22 protein-coding genes are annotated in these 20,149 nt (G+C 69.4%); 12 read left to right on the forward strand and 10 right to left on the reverse strand.

Translation table 11 applies throughout. From position 1 onward, the window contains the following. The first annotated feature begins 196 nt into the window (after positions 1-196). On the forward strand, positions 197-850 hold the full coding sequence (locus ACFJGU_RS15695) for a hypothetical protein (RefSeq protein ID WP_382304522.1): 654 nt from the start codon (positions 197-199) through the stop codon (positions 848-850). A 102-nt stretch (positions 851-952) separates the two neighbouring features. After that, the gene (locus ACFJGU_RS15700; RefSeq protein WP_382304524.1) at positions 953-1,096 is read left to right on the forward strand and encodes a hypothetical protein; all 144 of its coding nucleotides are present in this window, start codon (positions 953-955) and stop codon (positions 1,094-1,096) included. A 94-nt stretch (positions 1,097-1,190) separates the two neighbouring features. Here the strand turns inward: ACFJGU_RS15700 and ACFJGU_RS15705 are convergent, their stop codons facing one another. Next, on the reverse strand, positions 1,191-1,496 hold the full coding sequence (locus ACFJGU_RS15705; RefSeq protein WP_382304526.1) for a putative quinol monooxygenase: 306 nt from the start codon (positions 1,494-1,496) through the stop codon (positions 1,191-1,193). Between the two features lie 127 nt (positions 1,497-1,623). Between ACFJGU_RS15705 and ACFJGU_RS15710 the strand changes: the two genes are divergently transcribed. From ACFJGU_RS15710 to ACFJGU_RS15725, 4 genes are all read left to right on the forward strand, one after another. Continuing rightward, the gene (locus ACFJGU_RS15710; protein WP_382304528.1) at positions 1,624-2,694 is read left to right on the forward strand and encodes a septum formation family protein; all 1,071 of its coding nucleotides are present in this window, start codon (positions 1,624-1,626) and stop codon (positions 2,692-2,694) included. 48 nt (positions 2,695-2,742) lie between these two features. Continuing rightward, positions 2,743-3,345: an RNA polymerase sigma factor gene (locus tag ACFJGU_RS15715; RefSeq protein WP_382304530.1), complete on the forward strand. Its 603-nt coding sequence runs from the start codon at positions 2,743-2,745 to the stop codon at positions 3,343-3,345. After that, complete coding sequence (locus tag ACFJGU_RS15720; RefSeq protein ID WP_382304532.1) at positions 3,342-4,262, forward strand: hypothetical protein; 921 nt, start codon at positions 3,342-3,344, stop codon at positions 4,260-4,262. The genes ACFJGU_RS15715 and ACFJGU_RS15720 overlap by 4 nt, the downstream gene beginning before the upstream one ends. A gap of 68 nt (positions 4,263-4,330) precedes the next feature. Further along, entirely contained in the window at positions 4,331-5,074 is a 744-nt protein-coding gene (locus ACFJGU_RS15725; RefSeq protein ID WP_382304534.1) for an enhanced serine sensitivity protein SseB C-terminal domain-containing protein, read from the forward strand. Positions 5,075-5,225: 151 nt separating this feature from the next. Here the strand turns inward: ACFJGU_RS15725 and ACFJGU_RS15730 are convergent, their stop codons facing one another. Beyond that, positions 5,226-5,846 (reverse strand): class I SAM-dependent methyltransferase, encoded by a 621-nt coding sequence (locus ACFJGU_RS15730; protein WP_382304536.1) that lies wholly within the window; start codon positions 5,844-5,846, stop codon positions 5,226-5,228. A 64-nt stretch (positions 5,847-5,910) separates the two neighbouring features. On the opposite strand from ACFJGU_RS15730, the gene ACFJGU_RS15735 reads away from it, so the two are divergent. Beyond that, positions 5,911-6,168, forward strand: coding sequence for a hypothetical protein (locus tag ACFJGU_RS15735; protein ID WP_382304538.1), 258 nt, complete (start codon positions 5,911-5,913; stop codon positions 6,166-6,168). 25 nt (positions 6,169-6,193) lie between these two features. On the opposite strand, the gene ACFJGU_RS15740 is transcribed toward ACFJGU_RS15735, so the two are convergent. Both ACFJGU_RS15740 and ACFJGU_RS15745 read right to left on the reverse strand, forming a co-directional pair. Continuing rightward, on the reverse strand, positions 6,194-6,655 hold the full coding sequence (locus ACFJGU_RS15740; protein WP_382304540.1) for an SRPBCC family protein: 462 nt from the start codon (positions 6,653-6,655) through the stop codon (positions 6,194-6,196). 68 nt (positions 6,656-6,723) lie between these two features. After that, a complete protein-coding gene (locus tag ACFJGU_RS15745; RefSeq protein WP_382304542.1) occupies positions 6,724-7,158 on the reverse strand; it encodes a VOC family protein in 435 nt (144 codons plus the stop codon). A gap of 193 nt (positions 7,159-7,351) precedes the next feature. Between ACFJGU_RS15745 and aldh the strand changes: the two genes are divergently transcribed. Both aldh and ACFJGU_RS15755 read left to right on the forward strand, forming a co-directional pair. Next, complete coding sequence (gene aldh, locus ACFJGU_RS15750) at positions 7,352-8,728, forward strand: aldehyde dehydrogenase AldH (RefSeq protein WP_382304544.1); 1,377 nt, start codon at positions 7,352-7,354, stop codon at positions 8,726-8,728. A gap of 160 nt (positions 8,729-8,888) precedes the next feature. Next, positions 8,889-9,812: a patatin-like phospholipase family protein gene (locus tag ACFJGU_RS15755; RefSeq protein ID WP_382304546.1), complete on the forward strand. Its 924-nt coding sequence runs from the start codon at positions 8,889-8,891 to the stop codon at positions 9,810-9,812. A 242-nt stretch (positions 9,813-10,054) separates the two neighbouring features. Here ACFJGU_RS15755 and ACFJGU_RS15760 read toward each other — a convergent pair whose 3' ends face one another. From ACFJGU_RS15760 to ACFJGU_RS15780, 5 genes are read right to left on the reverse strand one after another with little or no spacing between them, the layout of a single operon-like run. Continuing rightward, on the reverse strand, positions 10,055-10,594 hold the full coding sequence (locus ACFJGU_RS15760; RefSeq protein WP_382304547.1) for a hypothetical protein: 540 nt from the start codon (positions 10,592-10,594) through the stop codon (positions 10,055-10,057). Positions 10,595-10,608: 14 nt separating this feature from the next. Next, positions 10,609-11,769 carry an N-acetylglucosamine kinase gene (locus ACFJGU_RS15765; protein WP_382304549.1) on the reverse strand — a complete coding sequence of 387 codons (1,161 nt, stop codon included), beginning with the start codon at positions 11,767-11,769 and terminating at the stop codon, positions 10,609-10,611. Next, positions 11,766-12,809, reverse strand: coding sequence for an SIS domain-containing protein (locus tag ACFJGU_RS15770; protein WP_382304551.1), 1,044 nt, complete (start codon positions 12,807-12,809; stop codon positions 11,766-11,768). Before ACFJGU_RS15770 ends, ACFJGU_RS15765 begins: the two co-directional genes overlap by 4 nt. Continuing rightward, positions 12,806-14,953 (reverse strand): primary-amine oxidase, encoded by a 2,148-nt coding sequence (locus ACFJGU_RS15775; protein WP_382310397.1) that lies wholly within the window; start codon positions 14,951-14,953, stop codon positions 12,806-12,808. Before ACFJGU_RS15775 ends, ACFJGU_RS15770 begins: the two co-directional genes overlap by 4 nt. Before the next feature lie 17 nt (positions 14,954-14,970). Further along, complete coding sequence (locus ACFJGU_RS15780; protein WP_382304553.1) at positions 14,971-16,056, reverse strand: Gfo/Idh/MocA family protein; 1,086 nt, start codon at positions 16,054-16,056, stop codon at positions 14,971-14,973. 143 nt (positions 16,057-16,199) lie between these two features. On the opposite strand from ACFJGU_RS15780, the gene ACFJGU_RS15785 reads away from it, so the two are divergent. The 3 genes from ACFJGU_RS15785 to ACFJGU_RS15795 all read left to right on the forward strand — a co-directional run bounded on the left by ACFJGU_RS15785 (position 16,200) and on the right by ACFJGU_RS15795 (position 19,407). Continuing rightward, positions 16,200-17,495, forward strand: a complete 1,296-nt coding sequence (locus ACFJGU_RS15785) for an ABC transporter substrate-binding protein (protein WP_382304555.1) — start codon at positions 16,200-16,202, stop codon at positions 17,493-17,495. A 111-nt stretch (positions 17,496-17,606) separates the two neighbouring features. Next, entirely contained in the window at positions 17,607-18,494 is an 888-nt protein-coding gene (locus ACFJGU_RS15790; protein WP_374856906.1) for a carbohydrate ABC transporter permease, read from the forward strand. A 61-nt stretch (positions 18,495-18,555) separates the two neighbouring features. Beyond that, entirely contained in the window at positions 18,556-19,407 is an 852-nt protein-coding gene (locus ACFJGU_RS15795; protein WP_382304557.1) for a carbohydrate ABC transporter permease, read from the forward strand. On the opposite strand, the gene ACFJGU_RS15800 is transcribed toward ACFJGU_RS15795, so the two are convergent. Next, complete coding sequence (locus ACFJGU_RS15800) at positions 19,364-20,146, reverse strand: GntR family transcriptional regulator (protein ID WP_382304559.1); 783 nt, start codon at positions 20,144-20,146, stop codon at positions 19,364-19,366. The two genes, ACFJGU_RS15795 and ACFJGU_RS15800, sit on opposite strands and share 44 nt — an antisense overlap. Positions 20,147-20,149 lie beyond the last annotated feature (3 nt).

Consider the following 20,149-nt stretch of genomic DNA (forward strand, 5'->3'; position numbering starts at 1 on the left):
CCCTACGCACCGGGAGGGGGGCTTCTGGGATGACGTCTATGTCGCGCCGACGCTCGGTTACCTCGAAGGCGAACGCGGGGAGTGGCCATGATCGTCGATGCACGAGAGATGGATGCACGGGCCCCCGCGTTGAAGTAGGGGCGTCACGCCTCGCTGCGTGAGGCTGTCTCGACTTAGGGTGGGAGTGGAGGGGTGGATGACGGACAGCAGCATTGACGACACGGCGGAGCAGGGGGAGACGTCGAGTCAGGCCAACCCGCGACGGCGCGGAACGGCGCGACTGCTCGGCACGGCGGCGGCCGTCGTGGTGCTCGTTCTCGGGCTGACGCTACTGGCCGCACTCACCCCCGGACTGTTCGTGCTGGCCTATGTCGGCTATGCGCTCGCGATCATCGGCGTGCCGTACACGGTCGTCGCTCTCGTGGTGGCGGTGGTCGGGCATCTGCGGATCGCTCCGACGCCGCCCACTCCCGGGCCCACGGAGGAGCGGGAACGGCAGGTGGTGCATTTCGAACTGTTCTCGCAGCGCGCGTCTCTCGTGCTCGCGGTCGTGCTGCTCCTCATTCTCGGCGCGTCAGGCATCCTCATCGCCGGCGGCTCGGGCTCCGACATGACGGCGCCCGTCTTCCTGTTCGGCGGCCCGGTCGTGGCCGGCGCCGTGTTCACGATCGGCGCGAACATCCCGCAGCTGTACGGGCGCCGAGTGATCGCGCTCGAGCGGTATGCAGTCGCCACGGCCACCGGACGGTGGCGCCTCATCGTGCTCAGCTGGGTGCTGTCGCCGCTGGTCTGGATCGCCTACTCGGCAATCACAGTGCTCGCCCTCATCCCGGCCATCCTCGGCGGCTGAGCCCCCGCGGCGGCGAAAGTGTCGCCTCGCAGTCAGCGCCCTCGCGCCCACCTCACCCAAAACGGAATCGCTGCGACACCGGCAGCCAGACCGAGTGCGAGCATGCTCGTCAGCCCCCAGTCCGATGGCGTAAGGGCGGCCGCTTCGCCGTTGCTCGTGCAGAGCATCCTGACCGGCCACCAGCTCGTGGTCGCGTTCTCGGCGCTCACGGCGGATGCGCCTGAGCCCGTCGTCGGGCATTCGTAGCCGTTGCTGTAGAGCAAGAAGAGGAGCAAGAGCGCAAGGCCGACACCCGCCACGACGGTCAGTGACACCGCCACCCCGAATACCGTCGACCTCGTCATGCGCGCGACTCGGCATCCGGCGCGTCGGGCCCGTCGACGGCGTAGCGGCGTTCGATGCGGGCCGTGGCGCGGGCCCATGGGCTCGCAGCCGTGCGGGATTGGTGGGCCGCGAACGCGCCGTCGTCTCGGAACAGCTCGTCGACCCGCCAGACCAGCGGATCGCCGGTGGGCGTGACCTCGAAGGAGAGGCAGCCGGGTTCGGCCCGCGTGAGGGTGACGTGCGTCGGCAGGTTCTCGGCCACGATCCGAGCCTCGTCTGGGCTCGTGCAGACGAGGTATCCGCGCAGACGCACTTCAGGCATGCATCCACGGTAGAGCAGGTCGGAAGGCGAGGATCACCCGCGTCGCCAGCAAGGCGACAAGTGTCGATAGAGTGTCGTCCGGGCGACCGGGACTGCGCGGTCGGGGGTCATGGGCGGGGTGGCAACGGTGTCGAGCGGAAATTACGGATGGAGCGCATCCGGTCAGGGGCGCCGTCGCGAAGATGACCGGTATTTCGGGCGAGGACTGGCCTACTCGCTGCTGGTCGTGCCGGTGGCGGTGCCGGTGTGGCTGATCATCTGGCAGTCGGGATGGGTCTCGAGCATCGTCGCGTTCGGCACCGCCTTCGGCGCTGCGGCCCTCTTCCGCTACGGGGCGAAAGGGCACGTGTCGACCCGGGGCGCGGTCGCCATCTCGGTCGTCTCGTTCGCCACGATCCTGCTCTGCGTCGCCGCCTCGATGCTGTTCGACGCCAGCGGGCTCTACGCACCCGGCGAGCCGATGTTCGGCGGCCTGGGTGAACCCGGCTTCTGGGCGTGGCTGACCGGCAGCTACCTCAGCGACCCGGATGTCGCGGCCGCCGTCGCGTGGAGCGCGGCGCTCAGCCTGTTCCTCGCCGCGCTCGGCGCACTGCCGACCTTGATCGGGTTGCTGCGCGGTCGCACCGCAGGAGCGCGCCTGGCCACTCTCTTCGCGCCGATCGGAATCGTCGTCACGTCGCTCGCCATCCTCGCGCTCCTCACCGCGAACGGCTACGGGGGAGGCATCGGCCCGGGCAGCGGCGGCCTGGCGGGATCAGCGGGATCGGGCGGTGGCGCGGCATCCGCGGTCGAGGCCCCGGCCACCTTCGACCCCGCGATCCCGGTCGGCTCGTGCCTGCTGGGAGTGTCGGCGACGGGCGACGGCGACCAGCAGTTCACCCCACCCGACGTCGTCCCGTGCGAGCAGGCGCACGACGCGGAGGTCGTCTTCGTGGGCGCCGTCGACGAGGCGGGGTCGGGCCCCGACTACCCGGGCGCATCCTGGTTGTCGGATGCCGCGGCCGCCCAGTGCACACCGTCGGTCTCGGAGTTCCTCGGCGTGGCCTGGGACCAGTCGGGCTACACCCTGCAGACCGTCTACCCCTCGGAGGGATCGTGGGACGCCGGCGATCGTGCCCTGTCGTGCTGGCTGCAGAACCCGGCGGCCCAGACCACGGGCTCCCTCCGTGGGGTGGGCGCGGTCGGCTCCGCGACCTGAACCCACCTGTCCCCGTTTCGCGACTGCCGGACATACCTGGGTGTGAGCATGGATTCTGGGGACGAGACGGATGCGGCGCTCTGGTCGCGCGGTCTCGAGGGCGACGGCGAGGCAGTGGCCGTGATCTTCGACCGGCACGAGAGACGGCTGTTCAGAGCGGCCCTTCGCGACGCGCCGTCGACGCATGACGCGGAGGACATCGTGGCGACGGTGTTCCTCGAGCTGTGGCGGCTCCGCGCGAAAGTGCGGTTGGTCGACGACTCGCTGCTGCCGTGGCTTCTCGTGACCACCGCGAACGTGTCGCGCAACGCCTCCCGGAGTCGGCGCCGGCACCACAATCTGCTCGCGAAGATGCCGCCGGATCAAGCCGTGCCCGACTCCGGCGAGGAGGCTCTCGACAACATCGTCGCCCTCCAACGGGAGCGGCGGATCTCGGCGGCGCTGCAAGGCCTGCGACCGGCAGACCGGCAGATCCTCATCCTCACCGCGGTCGAGGGTCTCTCGCTGACCGAGAGCTCAGCTGTTCTCGGCATCGGCTACGACGCCGCCAAGGCGCGACTGGTGCGTGCCCGTCATCGAGCCAGGAAGCTGCTGACGAGCGACGCCATCGGGCGTCGCGACGAGATCGAGTTCGAGGAGACACCCGCATGAGCATTCCTGAATTCGACCCAGGGCGGCGCGCGGCTTTCCGGCAGCTACTGGTCGAGACCGTGTCCACCTCTCCGCGCCGGCGACGTTCGCCGTGGCTCGGCCTGGCCGTGTTCGCCTTGGCGGGCGCTCTGGCCGGGGGAGCTGTGACCGCCGCTTCCGCGTCGTTCGACCGGGATGCCGTGAGGGGCGAGAACAGTGTGCCGCCCGTGAACGTCTCCGCGGGGCTGTCGGGCGTGCCCGCACCCGAGGGCATGTCACCCGGCACGCCGATCGTCTCGCTCGTCGGGTCGAGTGAGACCTTCCAGGTCGACGCCGACGGGTCATCCCCCTATCCCGCTCCCGCGGATTCCGGGTGGACTGCCGTCGTGCCGCTGACACCGCCCGAGGGAGCCACGAATCTGAAGGTCTCGTACACCTGCGTCACACCCGGCACGGTGCGAATCGGGGTGGATGCCGGGGGCAACAACGGATCGAGTTCGTGCTCGGCCGAGGACATCGCGGGCAGGGCCGACAGGATGCTCGGAGCCGGTCCGGCGTTGCTGTACGGGGGCTACCCCGTCGAAGAGGGCATGACCCTGTACATCGACTCCGACCCAGGGGCCGTCTCCCTCTTCACCCTGCAGTGGGTGAAGGAGATCGAGACGGCCTGGGGCGTCAACGAAGCCGGCGAGACCTACGGCAACTACAAGGAGGGCGCCGGCGAGGCGGACCTGATGTCGGCCACCGCGACCAACGGCCAGCGGGGATACATCCGGAGGACAGAGGCGGAGTTCGTCGACGGCACGACCGCGATGGGGGGCTTTACCAGTGTGGATGATGCCCGGGAGTGGCAGGAGGCCACGGCGGGCAAGAAGTACAGCATCCCGGTGTACGAATCCGATGGCAAGACGGTGATCGGCGAGTTCATCATCGGATGACGACCCGGGATCGTCAGGCTCGACCGCGACGTGAAGCGGCGGCCCGGGCCCGGAGCTACGCTGGCAGCGTGGCCGATGCTTCTGAACCCGTCGATGTCGAGGCGCTGCTGGCGGCGGCGTCGAAGGATGCGACGGTGCGGCCGGCGTTCGTGACCGCGCTGCTGCAGAGCACGGTGTTCGTGCCGGGAAGCGCGTCGGGCGAAGGTATGGTCAATCTGCCCAACCTGCTCGGGCGGGATGGTCACGCTGTTCAGCCCTTCTACACCTCGGAGGAGCGGCTCAACGAGACGATTCTGGCGGTGCCCGACTTCGACCGGAACTTCATCACCCTGCCGTGCCGTGCCTTCTGGGAGATGACCCGCGGGGCCACTCTCGTGCTCAACCCGCACTCCGCATTCGGCAAAGAGTTTCTGCCGGGCGAGATCGCGCAGCAGCTCGATGGAGCGGCCAGGCTCACCCCTCGTGTGGTGGAGGCCGACACCCGTGTTCTCGTGGGGCGGCCGGCGCGGGTGCCTCCCGGCATGATCGAGGCGCTCAGCGCCCTGTTCCTGAAGCGGCCCGAGGTCGAAGAGGCCCGGCTCGGCTGGACGGTCACCCCGCGGGAAGACTCGGTCGACGAGAGCTACCTGCTCGTGATCGTCGGTAGCGCATCCGCTCGCGAGATGCTCGGGGCCGACCTGGCGCGGAGTCTCGTGGCGTACTCGACGGCGAGCCCGGTCGACGTGATGTTCGCGGAGCCGGGTGCCGACCACTATCTGCGTGACGTGCCGCCGTTCTACCGGCGGCGGAAGCGGCTGTTTCGTCGAGGCTGAGTGAGGATGGCCGGCCCGCGCGCTTAGCGGCGCCGCTGCGGCTAGACGTCTCCCGGCGACGCGCGAGACGCTCGTCGCGCACGCGGGTCAGGCGAGCCCGTGAGGGCGGCATCCAAGTCAGGATGCGTCGGAGATGAGCGCGACCCCGCCATTACCGATCGGCGTGGGCGGCTCCGGTCGCCACTCGGGCGATGATCGCCCCTTGAGAACGCTCGCCGGCGCTCTTGCGCACGTGCGACTCGATCACCTCGAAGCCGGCCGCCCATAGCTCCTCGCCGAGCGCGTCCACCGACCACAGGTAGGCGGGGGCGACGGCGTGCGCGTACTCCTCCACCACGGGCCCCTCGAGGAAGCCGATCAGCACCCCGCCGCCCGGCCGCAGCACGCGACTGAACTCGCGCAGCGGCATCCCGATCGTGCTCGGCTCGTGGTGGATGAGGGAGTACCACGAGAGCACCCCGCCGACCGACCCGCTCTCGACCTCGAGAGCGTTCAAGCTACCGAGCGTGAACGGCACTCCGGGGTAGGCGTTGCGCGCGCGGTCGATGAACTCGGGCACCTGGTCGACACCGCGGGCATCGAGTCCGCGCCTCGCCAAGTGATCCGTCCAGTGGCCCGGCCCGCATCCGGCGTCGATCACCGGCCCCTCGAACGTGTCGGCCCAGGTCTCGATGAGGTACCGGTCGGTCGGATGCGCGGCGCCGACTTCGCCGAACAACTCGATGTACTCGGCGGCTCGCCGCGAGTACGCGAGCCCCACGTCGTCGATCATGCACACGAGTCTAGGGACGCCGCGGTGGGCGCCTCGAACGAGCGCGCGCCGATACACTCCGAGCATGATGGTGGGGCTGTACGGGGGAGCGGTGGAGTACAACCCTGGGCTTCTGATCTTCTTCGGCATCTCTTTCGTCGTCCTCGGCACACTGATGGTCGTCTTTCCGAGGTTCTTCGCCCGAATGCGGGCGCGCGGATGGCCCGGCTCGCGCGTAGCGACACCGGCCGACGTTCGCTACGCGCGCCTGCAGGGAGGCGGGGTTGTGCTCCTGGGAGCGATCTGCCTCGTCATCGCGCTGGTGAAGGGCCTGGTGGGGTGACGGCGAGCCTGAGGCCGCCGCCTCACTAGACCGCGGCCAGAAAGCGACCGCGCTCGCGGATCAGACGCCGTAGATAGCGCTCGAGCACGAGCTTCTCCGCCAGGCGCCCGAGAGGCCCGACCGGGGCGACGAAGCGAACGCGGTCGATCATCACCGAACCCGCGGGTGTCGACTCGAACACGTGCTCGTGGCGGAACGTCTTGAAGGGGCCCCGCGTCTGTTCGTCGACGAAGCGCCGGGGCGGATCGAACTCGGTGACCCGGCTGGTCAGCGAGAACGGCAGACCGAAGTGCCGAGCCCGCCACGTGACTTCCTCGCCGAGCCCGATCAGTCCCGCCGTCACCCCGCCTACCGCCCGCTCGGCTGCGCCCGCCTGCGACTCGGTGTGCACGTCGATACTGCGGGCCAGGTCGAACATCTCGGCCGCAGACTTGCCCGACTCGGTCACGCACTCGAAGAAGACGGCCACGACTTCATCATGGGGCATCGTCGGATGCGTCGCCCCGAACCACGAGACGTGGGTCGTGTGGTCTGCCTGTGCCTGACGTGGCGCCCTTACGCGCCAAAGCCGGTGAGAGCGCCGCGGGCGTCGAACCGGGCGGTCGATGCCCAGGCGATCTCCCAGCGGTTGCCTTCGGGGTCGGCGATGTAGCCGGATCGGCCGCCCCATTCACGGGTGGACGGCTCGGCCAACGCGGTGGCGCCGGCGCGCACGGCCGCTTCGAACGCCGCGTCGACGTCGGCCGCGGAGTCGACGTTGCAGGCGAGAGTGACTCCCGACCAGCCGGTCGGCGCAGCATCTGCGGATGCTTCTTCAGCCAGGAGCTCGACGGGATACAGCGCGAACAGCACGCCACCGATGAGGTACGCAGCCCAGTCGTCGTCGCTGCCCCTCACCTCTTGCCACCCGAGTGCCGTGTAGAAGCGGCGCATCTTCGGCAGGTCGCGAGATCCGACGGTGACGACTGAGAGGCGAGGCGGCATCGACATGCCTTGATCCTCCCACTGCGGATGTCGCTGGAGAAGGTGCGGTCCTGCGCGACGCCGCGTTCGCGCGAGTCACACGCAGTGGTTTATATGGTCTGGCGAGGCATTGAAGGTTTGTATCGTAAGGCATAGTCTGGTCTGAGACCACTCGGTAAGCGGTTTCCGCGCAGACAGCACGATGAAGTGAGGACCCCAGATGACCATCGCAACCGTCGACCCCACCACCGGCGAGACCCTCAAGGAGTTCGCGCCGCACACGGCCGCCGAGGTCGAGGAGCGCATCGCCGCCGCCCACGCCGCCTACCTCGAGCTCGCTTCGACGACCATCGCGCAACGGGCCGAGTGGATGCGCGCGGCCGCGGGCATCCTGGAGTCCGAGGTCGACGCCGTTTCCGACCTCATCACCACCGAGATGGGCAAGACCCTCGGCCAGGCCCGCTACGAGACCCTCAAATCGGCGACCGGGATGCGCTTCTTCGCCGACAACGCCGAGCGCTACCTCGCGCCCGAGCACCCAGTCGAGGCCGGGGCCGTCAACGCGTCGGAGCTCGCGGTGCGGTTCGACCCGATCGGCGTGGTGCTCGCGGTGATGCCGTGGAACTACCCGCTCTGGCAGTGCATCCGCTTCGCCGCGCCCGCGCTGATGGCCGGCAACACGGGCCTGCTGAAGCACGCGTCGAACGTGCCGCAGAGTGCGCTCTACCTGGGCGAGCTGTTCGCGCGCGGTGGGTTCCCGAAGGGCGCCTTCCAGACGCTGCTCATCGAGGGCGCAGCCGTGGCGCCGCTGCTCGACGACCGACGCATCCGTGCCGCCACGCTCACCGGATCGGTCGCCGCCGGCGCATCCGTCGCCGAAGCCGCGGGGCGCAACGTGAAGAAGACCGTGCTCGAGCTCGGCGGAACCGACGTGTTCGTGGTGCTGCCCTCAGCCGACGTGCAGCGCGCTGCGACGTTCGGCGTGAACGCCCGTGTGCAGAACTCGGGGCAGTCGTGCATCGCCTCGAAGCGCTACTACGTGCACACGGATGTCTACCACGAGTTCGCGTCGGCGTTCGTCGACGGCATGGCGGCGACCGTCACCGGCGACCCGCGCGACGAGGCCACCACGTTCGGGCCGCTCGCCACCTCACGTGGGCGCGACGACGTGCAGGAACTCGTCGACGACGCCGTGGCAAAGGGTGCGACCGTGCTCACCGGCGGTTCTGTGCCGGATGGGCCCGGCTGGTTCTACCCGGCGACCGTGCTGACCGATGTCACGCCCGAGATGCGCATCTTCCGCGAGGAGTGCTTCGGGCCGGTCGCGTGCCTCTACCGGGTCGACTCGCTCGACGAGGCGATCGCGCGATCGAACGACTCCGACTTCGGGCTCTCGTCGAGCGTCTGGACTCAGGATGCCGGCGAGATTGAGCGCCTGAGCCGCGAACTCGACTTCGGGGGTGTTTTCGTGAACGGGCTGACGGCATCCTTCCCGGCCGTGCCGTTCGGGGGCGTGAAGGATTCGGGGTACGGGCGCGAGCTGTCGGCGTTCGGCATCCGGGAGTTCACGAACGCGAAGACGGTCTGGCAGGCCTGAGGGCGGGCGTGCTAACGTTCTCGCGATCGTGAAAGACCGGCTGGAGGTGAGACCCATGAACGCAGTATCCGTAATGGGTGCTCCCTCGCCGTGCACGATCGCGCGCGGCTGATTTCGTCGCCGCCGGGAGTGCCCTTCTCGCAACGCGAAAGGCACTCTCATGAACGCAACTCCTTCTTCCTCCCTGCCCGAACCGTCGTCGCGTGACCGCGCTCTGGTGCTCGGCGGTGGCGGATCGGCCGGCAATGCCTGGCTGATCGGCGTCATCGCCGGGCTCGCGGATGCCGGTCTCGACGTCACCGACGCCGACCTTACGATCGGCACCTCGGCCGGGTCGACGGCTGCCGCGCAGATCTCCTGCGCCGGGCCCGGCCAGCTGTATGCCGAGATCCTCTCGGCGCCCGTCCCTCCGGCGCGAACGCCGGTCGCCGCGAACGGCTCGCGCGGCTTCGTCGGCACGCCTGACGACCAGCTGAGGCGCATGACCGAGATCATCGCCGCATCCGCGGACGTCGAGGACATGCGGCGCCGACAGGGTGCGGCGGCGCTGGCGAAGGATGCGACATCCGACGGCTCGGAGCACGCGCGCTGGAGGGCGACGGTCGCTTCGCGGCTGCCGGAGCAGCAGTGGCCGTCGCGGGCGATCCGGATCACCGCCGTGGATGCGCACACCGGCGAGCCGGTCGTGTTCGACGGTTCGAGCGGGGTCGACCTGGTGGATGCGGTCGCGGCGAGTTGCGCGGGCGGCTTCGCGTACCGCGTCGGCGACCGGCGGTACATCGACGGGGGATACCGGCGGTCGAGTGAGAACGCCGATCTGGCGGCGGGGTCCGGCCGGGTGCTCGTGCTCTCGCCGCTCGGCGGTCGCACGATGCTGCCGCTCGAGTGGGGCGCGCAGCTCGAGGCACAGATCGAGGAGCTGAGGGCCGGCGGAAGTGCCGTCTCGTGCATTCTGCCCGACGACGCTTCGCTCGCGGCCTTCGGCGGAAACATGATGGATCTCGCGACCCGCCCCGCCGCGGCCCGCGCCGGCTTCGAGCAGGGCCGCGCGCTCGCCCCCGCCCTCGCCGCCTTCTGGCGTTGAGGCCGTCCCGCTGGGCGCGTGAGCCCGCCGGGTACGCGACGCGCCTGCCCATGCAGCCGTGCAGGCCGCCGGGCAACGCGAAGTGCGGGGTGCATGGCATTTTGGGCGACACTTTGAGCGACCCGGCGGGGTTCCGCTTGCGGCCGGGTAGCGCGAAGTGGGCGGTGGCGACCGTCGGGGTGCCGCTTTGGGCTACCCCGCGGGCTCTCGAGTCGCGCGTGCGGGCGGGAGCCTGGTCGGGCTCAGTGCAGGGTGAGCATGACGAGCAGTTGGGCTGCGGCCGCCGCGGCGGTGAGGAGGGAGTGGCGGATGCTGCCGGCGCGGCGAGCGACCACCACCAGGATCGTGCGTGCGAGCATCCACGCGGCGAGTACGACGACCGGGCTCAGCAGGAACTCGAACGCAGTGGTGGGCGCCCCGGCATGGTGCGATGTCGGGGCGGACGCGGATGCTGGCGCGGGCCCCGCGCCGTGGCTCGCGGACGCCACGGCACTCACCGTGAGGAAGGCCATCGCCCAGAGGTCGACGATCGCCTGGCGCGCCCAGACCTGTGCGCGCGCCGACCGGGCGAGCGTGGTCGCTGTGACCAGCAATCCGACGGCCACGGGCAGCATGGTGCCCGGCGCGATGACCACGGCCACCATGCCCGCAACCATCACGCCGTGGGCTGCCCATCCACCCCAGCCCGTGGGCGCCATCCCTACCGTTCGGCGCGCCCGGGAGACGAGGGAAACGTCGGGGTGCAGCCCGCGACCGGGTGCGAGGAGCGGGATGCCGGACATCGATGTGTTGCGCCTCAGGCCGTGAGCGGAGGCGCCGCCGTCGGGGCGGACTCGGACGACGAGTCCGCAGCCTGGCCGGGAGCGGGCGAGGGTTCCGCATCCGCGGGGGCGGAGGCCACGGCAGGTGAGTCGGTGCTCTGGCCGGGAGTGGGCGAGGGTTCCGCATCCGCGAGGGCGCCGGCCAGAGCAAGCGAGTCGGTGCTCTGGCCGGGAGCGGGCGTGGGGGCCGAGGCCGGGGCGCCGACGAGGCGGGCCGCCAGCTCGGTGGCACCCGCGACCGGCGGGCGGTCGAGCAGGCGCACGTGCAGGCGGTGGTGGGCCGCGGTGACGAGGTCCGACATCCGGTCGAATAGCAGAGGCTGGGCCGAGATCACCGAACCGGCCGCCACCACGTCGGAGCCCACCGCCCCGTGCGCGACGAGCTGCCGCACCAGGCGGGCCAGGTGCTGCGCCGCACCCTCGATCACGATCTGCGCCTCGAGCGAGCCGGCGTGCGCCGCCTCGAACACCACGGGCGCGTGCGGACCCCAGTTCTCGGTCGACGGGTCGTCGTTGACCGCGCGGGCGAGGCGCTCGGCATCCGTCACGCCGAAGGTCTCGAGCAGGGCGGCGAGCAGACCGTCGTCGTCGAAGCCGTCGTCGTGTCGCAGCAGGGCGCGCTTCGTCGCCTCGCGCACGATGCCGGCCGCACCGGCGTCGTCGCCGATCACCGAACCCCAGCCGCCGGCCGCGAGGAACTCGCCGTCGGCCGACCAGCCGACGCCGATCGCGCCGGTGCCCGCGATCAGACCGATCACCTGGTCGAGCCCGGCAGCCGGCGCGATGAGCGCAGCGTCGTTCACCGCGACGGTCGGGATGCCGAGGCGAGCGGTGAGCGCGGCGCCGTACTCGAGCATGATGGCGGCGTTGTCGAGGCCCTGCGCTCCGACCCCGAGCGCGGCGACGGATGCGGTGCGCGCGCCCGCCGAACTCGAGGCGTCGCCGAGCACGCCGCCCGGCAGCGACTGCAGCACCGATTCGAGGGTGCGGGCGATCCAGTCGACGCCGTCGGCGACCGGCTCCGCGTCCCAGTCGGGCGACGGAACCACGACCTCGGCGACGAGCTCGCGCGCGAGCGTCTCGACGCGCACCGCGGCCTTGGTGCCGCCGATGTCCATGCCGACGAGGAGGCTCATCCGAGCCCGTCCGCCGAGGCGGAAACCGACGCGGACACCGTCTCCACCTTCGTGTCGGCGTTGTGGAACACGAACTCCTCCACGTCGATCCCGCGCACCACCGCCATGTCGTTCGCGAACGCCTGCATCACCACGGCTTCGAGCACCGCGCGCTGCGCCGCGTGCCGCCGGGGGAGCGAGATCGTGGTGAGCGACGGCGTCTCCGGAACATCCTGCGACGTCACGAGCACCACCTGGTGCCCGGCCGAACTCAGCGTCTGCGCCAGCACGATCTCCCGCTCGTCACCGAGCACGACGTGCACGCCGTCGCCGGCTGACTCCATCGATCCGTGCAGGTACTGGCGCGTGCTCATCGCTGTGGAGTGTACTCGGGCGACCTCGCGGAAGAGCAGCGCCCCGGCCTCGGCCGAGCCGACCGCCGGGCCCGCCCCCACGAAATCGGCTGAGGGCGCCGTGGCGAACCGCTCCGCGATGCTCATGGAGCGCGAGGCGAGCTGCGCCTCCACCGCCCGGAAGTCGTCGGCCAGGCGCGACCAGTCCTCGCCGAGCGTGCCGCCGTCCCACAGGTCGGCGATCATGCCGAGCGCCACGATCGTGGCCGTGTAGCCGATGGTCGACGCGTAGCTGTCGGGGATGTTTCCGAGCACGAGCGAGCGCGAGACCACCGAAGCGATCGGCGACGGCGCGTTGTTCACTACGGCGAGCCGCAGCGACGGCGGCACCGACTCGAGCACCGCCAGCGTCTCGGAGCTCTTGCCGCTCTGCGAGATGCCGATGATCGGGTGCGCGCTGTCGGGGAAAGGAAGCGGGAGGTCGCCGGCCCCGAGCCGCCACGAATGGATGCCGCGCTTACGCAGCACCCACACCGGAGCGGCCGCCGCGGCCAGGCTCGCCCCGATGCCCACGAAGATCGGCCCGGGGCCGCTCAGCGCACCGGCATCCTGGAGCGCCAAGGCGCTCTCGGCGATACGGGCGATCGCGGGTTCGAGGTGGCCGGCTTGGTTGCGGCGCGCTTCGGCGAGAGGAACGTAACCCTTCACGCGTGGTCTCCATCCTGGTGGTGCGGGGTGTGCTGGTGGTCGGTGTGGTCGTGGCCGGCGTGCTCGGCGTCCGGGTTGCCCGCGGCCGCGTGCTCGGGGCCGGCGTGGTCGTGACCCGCGTGGTCGGGGCCGGCGTGGTCGTGACCCGCGTGGTCGGGGCCGGTGCGGTCGTGGTCGGCGTCCGAGTGGTCGTGCCCGGCGTGGTCGTGGCCGGCGTGGTCGTGCGACCCGTGCCGGTGGCCCGGCGCGCAGTGGTCGCTCACGCTCTCGGGGATGTCGAGCGTCGGATTGCGCCCGAAGAAATCGTGCGGCTTGAACGTGAACCCGGCGGTGTCGACCGGCATGATCGGCCAGTCCTCGATGCGCGGGAAGTGGGTGAGCCCGAAGGTATGCCAGAGCACGATGTCGGTGTCGTCGATCGAGCGGTCGGCCGCGATCCAGGCCGGCAGGCCCGCTCCGCCCGGGTGCATGTTCACGAAGTCGCCGGCCGCGTAGTTCTCGGCAGGGTCGTAAGCCGTGACCCAGAGGTGCTTGGTGGCATAAGTCGCGCGGGCGTGGATGTCGGATTCCGCATCCGCGAGCAACACCGGCTTGCCCTCCGGTTGCAGCACCCAGCCCACGGGCCGGCCGAGGCGGTTCTGCACCGACGGGTTCACGACGTGCCACACGCGATTGCGCGTGTTGTCGGCCAGCCGCCCGCCCTCGCTCTCAGTGCGCAGCCGGGTGACCGTCTGCGTGAATCCGGTGCCCGTCGGATTGGCCGGCCCGCGCGGCACGAGCGCCGCCTCGAGTTCGTCGACGGCGTTGCCGAGCCCGTCGATCATGGTGTCGAGCCGGGCGCTGAAGAGGTGCTGGTGGTAAGGCGCGCCCAACCCGGGGGCGAGTTCGGAAGCGAAGGCATAGCCGGCACCGGGGTAGGCCGAGGTGAACACGACGCCCGTGGCCTTGACCTCGAGCTCGATGGTGCCGTCGAGCCCGAAGTACCAGTAGAAGCCGTAGTCGTAGTTGCCCACGGTCACGAAGAAGGAGATGACGAGTCGCCGGTTGCGGCGGGAGTCGCTCGACCCGTTCCAGTTGTCGAAGTGCTTCCAGAGGATGCCCGTGTCTTCCTCATGGATGCAGATCGCCTGCGGCACCACCCGGGCATGCCCGTCGTCGCCCGCCATCACGGCGTCGAGGTAGGTGATGTCGCCCACGCAGTCGCAGCCGAGTTCGAGCGAGTTGGCGAAGCCGCCGAGCAGGTACTCGCCGCAGTCGAAGAAGTTTTGGAACCAACGCTGAGGCGACGGGTCACCGTAGGGCACCATCATCTCGGCGATCGACGCGCGGTAGAGCACGGGCCGCTGTTCACCGGTGTCGGGGTCGCGGATGCCGATGTCGTGCAGCACGAGCCCCTCACGCTGGTCGAAACCCACCTGCAGCCGCCAGCCGAGCCAGTCGATCACGCCGTCGTCGTCGATCGTGAAGCTCGGGCCCTGCGGCTGGGTGATCTCGATGGGCTTGAGGCCCTCACGGGGCGGCAGGCCGACCCAGGAGGGGAGGTGGAAGTTGCCGTCCTCCTCGGGCACGGGCAAATCGACGTAGTCGATCACGTCGAGCACCTCGCGGGTCACGACGTCGACGATCACGGTGACGCCGTCGACCGGATGCGCCCAGCCGAGATCATCCGGCGTCTTCTGCACGAAGGTGAAGCAGCGCTGCAATCGGCGGCCCGCCTCATCGACGCCGAGCACGCCGGCCGAGAGCGGGTTCACGCGCAGCTGCGAGAGGTCGGTGAGGCCGCGCTTGGCCATGGCGGCGAGCCAGCGCTCGTCCTGGTGCACGACTTCTTCGACCAGCGCAAATTCGGGGATCACCACGGGCGCCTGGCCCTCGGTGTCGGGGTCGAGTTCGTGCACCGACTCGACGCGGTCTTCGCTCGGCACCACCACGACGTCGGTCGAGAGGCTCGTGCCGAAGTCGACGAGCATGACCCGGATGCGCCGCGCGGGCCGGGCGCCGGCGAGTAGTTCGCGCTTGTCGGGCTCCTGCAGGCCGAGGTAGGCGACGTGCCCGTCGGGCCCGAGCAGCCCCTCGCGCACGAGCACGGCGCGGGTGGCCTCGATCTCGTCGGCGGTAACGGTGCGCAGCTCGCTCGCGAGCATCGCGGTGAGGTCGGTGGTCACAGGGCGATCCCTTCGGTGGCGGGCTGAATTGCGGCGGCGAGGACGGCGGCGGGGGGCGCCACGGGCTCCCACTGGCGGGTGCGCATCGAGCGGTAGCAGGCGTCGATGATGGTGTTCACGATCACGCCGTCGTCGAAGGTCTCCGACGGGGCGACGCCCTGCTCGAAGCACTCGACGAAGTGCCGGAACTGCTGCGAGAACCCGTAGGCCCGCGTCTCCTCAGGTACCGGGTAGACCCAGCCGGTGTCGGCATCCGACTTCTCCACGAGGTAGCCGACGGGCGAGGTGATGAAGCCGTACACCGGGGTCTGCGAGGTGTCGGTGACGATTCGCCCGCCCGAGCCGATGAACTCGTGGCGCAGCGACATCCCGCCCTTCTCGATCCACGACGACTCGATGGTGGCGAGTTGCCCGCCAGCGAAGCGCAGCCAGGCGACCGCCGTGTCTTCGCCCGTAGTTTTGTCGCCATGCACGAGCGTCGCGCCCCAGGCCATGACCTCGACCACCGGGTTGTCCTTGCCGAAGAAGTGCCGGGCCGATTCGACGGTGTGGCACCCCATGTCGAGCAGGGCGCCACCACCCGCCGTCGAAGCATCCCAGAAGTGGGCGGCGTGCGGGCCGCTGTGGCCCTCGCGGGCGCGCATGGTGAGAACCGACCCGATGCCGCCGGCCTCCACCATCTCGTGCGCCTTCGCGATGTTGGGCGAGAACACCGAGCTCTCGGCGTAGCCGTGCCAGATGCCGGCCGAACGCACGATCTCGAGGATCGACGCCGCCTCGGCGCCCGTGCGCGCCAGCGGCTTGGTGCAGATGACACCCTTGCCGTGCCGCGCCGCCGCGCGCACCGCCTCCACGTGCAGCTCGTTCGGCAGTGCGATGATGACGAGTTCGACCTCGGGGTCGGCGCACAGCACGTCGATCGAATCGTGCGTGCGCGGGATCGACCAGCGCTGGGCGAGGCGCGAGGCCGATTCAGCGGTGCGGGAGTAGTTGGCGACGAGCTCCGCACTGCGCACGTCACCGAGCGCATCCGCGTAGCACTCGGCGATGAAGCCCGAGCCGAGGATTCCAATTCGTGTCATGGTGATGACCATACCTCTAGAAACAATAGGAAGACAATCTGCCGAAACATGTTCGTTACAAAGATACCTCTTGTAACCTCATGAACAGAATGTATATGCTGGCGAAACCCCGCACTCACAACCACTCACATGAAGGAGGCGCCGTGCGATCGAAATTCGCGCCCGTAGCGATCACCGCAGCCGCAGCAAGCCTTGTCCTCGTCGGTCTGGCCGGATGTTCATCCGGAGGCACCCCGGCATCGACCGACGGCGGCGGCGAAGACGTCACGCTCACCCTCGCCACCTGGCGAACCGAAGACACCGCGATGTGGGAAGACGAGATCATCCCCGCCTTCGAGGCCTCGCACCCCGGCATCACCGTCGAGTACGCACCCGTCGGCACCGACGACTACAACGCGGCCATGCAGTCGCAGATCGAGGGCGGCACCGGCGCCGATCTCATCATGTGCCGCCCCTTCGACGTCAACCGCGCCTGGATCGAAGACGGCTACTTCGAGCCGCTCGCCGGCACCGACGCCGTCAAGTCGTTCGACGAGACCGCGCTCGCCGCGTGGACGGATGTCGACGGCAACCCCTTCTGCGTGCCCATCGCATCCGTTCTGGCCGGCTTCTACTACAACACCGCCATCTTCGACGAGCTGGGCATCGACGTTCCCACCACCCAGGCCGAGTTCATCGACGCGCTCGAGAAGATCAAGGCCAGCGGCAAGTACACCCCGCTCGCGCTCGGCTCGGCCGACGGCTGGCAGCTCGCCTACAACGTGCTCTACAACCTCGGCCCGAACTACTGGAAGGGCGAAGACGGCCGGCTCGGCCTCATCGACGGCACCCAGAAGCTCACCGATCCCGACTTCGTGGCCGCCTTCCAGGCCTTCGACGACCTCAAGCCCTACCTCCCCGAAGGCTACGAGTCGCTCACCTACGAAGACATGATGCAGCTGTTCACGCTCGGCAAGGCCGCGATCATCCCCGACGGATCGTGGGACATCACGGCCGCCACCGCCACCGGACTCGACGTGGGCGTCTTCGGTGCACCCGTCGCCAAGGCGGGCGACCAGCGCTACCAGCAGGAGATGCCCGACCAGGGCATCGGGATGAACGCCAAGTCGACGCACAAGGAAGCGGCGCAGGAGTTCCTCGACTGGCTCGCCACCGACGAGTTCCAGAGCCTCTACGTGAACAAGCTGCCCGGCTTCTTCGCCATGGGCACCGAGGCCGTCACCTACGACGACCCGCTGGCGCAGAAGTTCGCCGACCTGAAGACCGACGCGGAGCTCACGCCCCGCCTGGCCCTCGACCGCCTGAGCGCCGGCACCCCGCCGCTCGACGACGAGATCTGGGTCGCCTTGCAGAACATGTACAACTCAGGATTGAGTGCCGAGGACGCCACCGCAGAACTGCAGGCCGGCCTCGACTCCTGGTACAAGCCCGCCCAGTAGGGTCTGCGGCGCGCCGGGTGGCCTCCACGACCACCCGGCGCGCCGTTTCGTCCGCCCTCGGCAGCATCCGACTCCCGACTCCCGCCCCGCTATCAAGAAATGAGAGGTCAGATGAAGAGCACCGCCCGCTCGTATCGCAATCTGATCCTGTTCAGCGCTCCCGCCTTCGTCATCTACGCCGGATTCCTCGTGATCCCGCTGATCGCCTCGGTCGTGCTCAGCTTCATGGACTCCGACACCGGCCCAACCTCGGTGTTCGTCGGGTTCGACAACTACGTCTACCTGTTCACGAACCCCACCACGAGCGAGCGATTCTGGAACGCCCTCGTCAACAACTTCGAGTTCTTCGCGGTGCACCTCATCGTCGAACTGCCGATCGGGCTGCTCATGGCGGCCCTGCTCACCTCGTCGACCCTCCGCCGGTCGCGCGGGGTCTACCGCACGCTGCTGTTCATCCCGGCCACGCTCTCGGTCGTGATCGTCGGCTTCGTCTGGCGGCTCATCATCAACCCGCTCTGGGGCATCGTGCAGTTCCCGCTGCTCGGGGACGAGAACACGGCCCTGCCCACCATCGCGCTCATGTCGGTGTGGGAGTACGTCGGCATCCCGATGATCTTCCTCTACACCGCCCTCATCGCCATCCCCGACGACGTGCTCGAGGCGGCGAAGCTCGACGGCGCGAACGCCTGGACCACCTTCTGGAAGGTGAAGTTCCCCCTCATCGCGCCGCAGTTCGGGCTCATTGCGATCCTCACCTACATCTGGACCTTCAACGGCTTCGACATCGTCTACGCCCTGAACGGATCGGCGCCCGGCCCCGACTACGCGACCGACATCCTCGGCACGCTCTTCTACCGCACCTTCTTCGGATCCAGCGGGCAGGTGGCCAACCCCGACCTCGGCGCCACCGTCGCCTCCGTGGTGTTCTTCCTCATCCTCATCATCACCGCCGTCTACTTCGCCGTCGTGCAGCGACGCCTGAAGAGCTACGAACTCTAGGACCTGTGGAATGACGACACTCAACAAGCCCAGCCGAGCGGATGCCGGCGGCCGACTCTTCGTGCACATCGCGCTGATCCTGTTCGTGATCGTGGCGATCGGCCCGATCCTCATCGTGGTGATGAACTCGCTGAAGACCACGCCCGGTATCTTCAACGGGCCGTTCCTGCCGCCGACCGCCGAGACCTTCAATCTCGACGGCTGGGCCAACGTGTTCAAGCGCGGCAACTTCGCGCTCAACTACGGCAACAGCATCATCGTGACGCTGGTGTCGACGGCCTTGACCCTGGTGCTCAGCACCCTGGCCGCGTTCGCGATCACCGAGTACAAGGTGAGGCTCGCGCCGCTGCTCGCCGGGTTCTTCATCATCGGCATCATGCTGCCGATCCGGCTCGGCACCGTGCCGATCCTGCAGACCATGGTCGCGTGGCACCTCGTCGACACGCTCGTGGCGCTCATCCTCGTCTACACAGCGATGAGCCTGCCGCTCGCCATCGCGCTGATGGCGACGTTCTTCCGGCGCGTGCCGATGGAGCTCAAGGAGGCCGCGAAGATCGACGGCGCGGGGGGAGTTGCGCACGCTCTCGATCGTGCTGCCTCTCGTTCGCCCGGGGCTCGCCGCCGTGGCATCCGTCACCATGCTGCCGATCTGGAACGACCTGTGGTTCCCGCTCATCCTCGCGCCGAGCAAAGAGAACCAGACCGTCACGCTCGGGGTGCAGCAGTTCGTGGGGCAGTTCCAGAGCGACTACCCCGCGCTGCTCGCGGCACTGACCCTCGGCGCGTTACCGCTGGTGATCCTCTTCACCGTCTTCTCGCGCAACTTCATCCAGGGCCTCAGCCAGGGCTACGGCAAGTAGGTTGCCCGGTCAGCGACGCGGGTGGCCCGGGTGGCCCGGCTTCGAGCGGGTGAAGACGGTGCGCAGGCGGTAGCGGTCGCCCGAGTACTCGATGGTGGAGATGAGCACGGGGCGGTCGCGGGCATCCACCGAGGTCTGCTTCATCACGAGGATGGGACGGCCGACCTCGATGTCGAGGTGCTTCGCGATCGTGGCGTCGGCATCCCGCGCCTCGATGGTGGCCTCGGCGCGGGCGATGTCGATCCCGCTGTCGCCGAGCGTGGCGTAGAGCGACCCCGTGGCGAAGTCGACGTCGGCCGCCTGCGGGATGAGGCTCGCCGGCACGCGCGTGTTGTCGATGGCGATCGGAACGCCGTCGAGGCGGCGCACACGGCCGAGTCGCAGCAACGGTGTGCCTGGAGCGACGCCCAGCTCTTCGCCCTCGTCGAGGGTGGCGGGGGAGATCCGCTGCTCGATCACGAGCGAATCGGAGACGAGCCCCATCCGCGCCGCCGTCTCGCTGAACGACTCGAGCGAGTTCGGCCAGTCGCCGGCCGGAGCCTCGCCACCGTCGGGCTGCGAGACGTACCACCCACGGCCGTGCGAGGAACTCAACACGCCCTCCTCCACGAGGCTCACGAGGGCCTTGCGGAGGGTCACCCGGCTAACGTTGAGAGTGAGGCAGAGCTCGCGTTCCGCGGGCAGCCGCATCCCTTCGCCGTAGGCGCCGCTGGCGATCTGCTCGCGCACGTAGTCGGCGGTCTGGGCCCAGAGCGGCTCCGCTCGCGAACTGTCGATCTTCGAGTCGGTCATGAA

It is taken from the genome of Herbiconiux sp. UC225_62 (assembly GCF_042694625.1).
Classification (GTDB): Bacteria; Actinomycetota; Actinomycetes; order Actinomycetales; family Microbacteriaceae; genus Herbiconiux.